Here is a 2,169-nt window from a genome sequence, read left to right on the forward strand (position 1 = left end):
CTGCGCGAGGCCGTCATCCTCAATTAAGCGCGCCAGTTTGGGAAGGTCCGTCTCAATCCCTGTCGCTCCCAGTTTAAGATCGCTGCGCCAGAGCTGACTTTGATCCGGGTGCACTATCCAGCGGTCCTTACCGGCAGCTACCAATAACTGAATGTTTGTTTCACTTAAGGCAGCCACTTCATTCAGTAATGAGCGTAAATCAAAATTAATGACCAACAGGCCATCGCCCATGCTTGCTAAGCTGGCCTTGATTACGCCACGTAAAGTGGGTTGGAATGGCCACTCTACCTTGCCTTGTTCTACATTGAGATCAATTTGAGAAATAAACACGTCGTCGTTAGCCAGCGCAAGACCAGCCTCAACATAGTAACGCTTGCGTTTGTTTTGTAACTCATCGGTAGGCACTGCTACCACACTGCTGTTGGCGGATTTGTTGAGCCTTACCCGTTCAAAGCCCTGGGTGTCAATCCAGCGCACCTGGAGCGTGTCGCTGTAAAGCTTAAACATGGAGATCATGGCAGGCTCAAGCTCAGCTTGCGTGGGGTTGAGCAACTCAAGTTCGTGGCGAAATAATCGGATTTGCGTTTCTACCAGACTGAGGCGGGTATTAATAAGCAGGGCTGCCTGGTCGATAAGCGCGCCCTGACCAATTTCATAGGGCTGTTTTAATTCATTAAAGCGGTCAACGAAGGCTAATCGAAATACCAGAGCGCACACCAGCACAACAAAAAATAACCACAGATATCGCCAACGGGCCGGTATAAACAAGGTACTTCCTTCTTATTCAGGTTAAGTTTTAGCCAGCCAGTCTAACAGCTCGTCCATCGGCATGGGCTTGGCAAAATAATACCCCTGAGCATGCTGATATCCGTTCTCCATCAACAGCTGTCGCTGCTCCTCCGTCTCTACGCCTTCGGCAATAAGCTTAAAGGCGAAGCGCTCGGCAAGGCGGGCAATCATCTGCACAATATGCAGCGCCTTATCCCTGTTTTCAGCGGTAAGATCGTTAACAAATTTTTGGTCGAGCTTAATGGTGGTAGCGGCCAGGTCGGCCAACTGCGACAGGGAGGAATAACCGGTACCAAAATCGTCAATGCTCACGCCAACGCCTTTATCGATAAAAGAGCGCAGTAGCGGGTTAATTACCGTGTAGTCTTCGGCGGCCTGGGTTTCGGTAACTTCGATATCCAGTAAGGAGGCATCAATTTCCTGTTCATCGATACAACGGTGAATTTCGTTAAAGATAATCGGGCTCACCACATCGCTGTTGGCGAGGTTAAACGAAACCGGTAGCGAGTAGCCCTCGGCTTGTAGGCGTTGAATCACTTCAATGGTTTTTGCTACTACCATCTCAGAAATTTCCAGGCTCAGGCCTGAGGCCTCGGCAATGGGAATAAACTCTGATGGCGGGCACAGGGTATTGTCCTCCACGCGCCAGCGCAGTAAAGCCTCAAAGCCAACCGGCTTGCCCGTTGCCAGATTAACTTTGGGTTGGAGTACCAAAAAGAACGATTCTCTGGTAGTCAGGGCTTTCTTTAATGCAGTGAGAATGCGCATGCGATTGGCGAGTCGCTGAATAAGCGCATAGTCAAAATTATAAACATCTACGCCTGAACTACGGGCTTTGCCCAGTGCTGTATTAGCCAATACAAGCACTTCGGCAAGGCTTAAAGACTGGGTATCTTTAAAATCCATGGTGCCTACCTGGAATTGTAACTGGATATCCAGTTCATCCATTTCCATGGTGGTGTTACGAATGGCTTTAAGCTTATCCTCGCCTGGTTTTTTGTCGAGGGTAAAAACCAGGGCAACGGTTTCTCTGTCCCACACGGCTAGCAGGTAATGCTTAGGGAGCTGCTCGTTAATGAATAAGCAGAATGCCTTAAACATTTTGGTGGCATAATCATGCCCGGCCATTATTTCTGCCGTGTCGTAATTGAGTAACCGGAACAGTACTAAGGAACTGTTATTAATATGATAGGTAGATTGCTGTCCCAGTTCTCTTGCCAGCCAGTTAAAGTTATGGATACCGGTGGGGGTGTCGAGGTAGGCTAACTGACTAAGCTTGTTCATCAATGCCTGATTAACAAAGCCAGAACTGATATTTTCGGCAAATGCCTGCAATAAATTGAGCTGGTTGCTATCCAACGCATGCGGCGAGTCAACCAG

The 2,169-nt window shown here is 48.6% G+C and carries 1 protein-coding gene and 1 pseudogene; both read right to left on the reverse strand.

The features are described 5' to 3' along the window. Nucleotides 1-768 (reverse strand): annotated as a pseudogene (locus BM378_RS20195) (hypothetical protein); the annotation flags it as partial. Nucleotides 769-789: 21 nt separating this feature from the next. Continuing rightward, a partial coding sequence (locus BM378_RS20200; protein WP_143104615.1) for an EAL domain-containing protein occupies nt 790-2,169 on the reverse strand: 1,380 nt, incomplete at its 5' end.

This window comes from Pseudoalteromonas lipolytica (genome assembly GCF_900116435.1).
GTDB classification, from domain to species: Bacteria; Pseudomonadota; Gammaproteobacteria; order Enterobacterales; family Alteromonadaceae; genus Pseudoalteromonas; species Pseudoalteromonas lipolytica.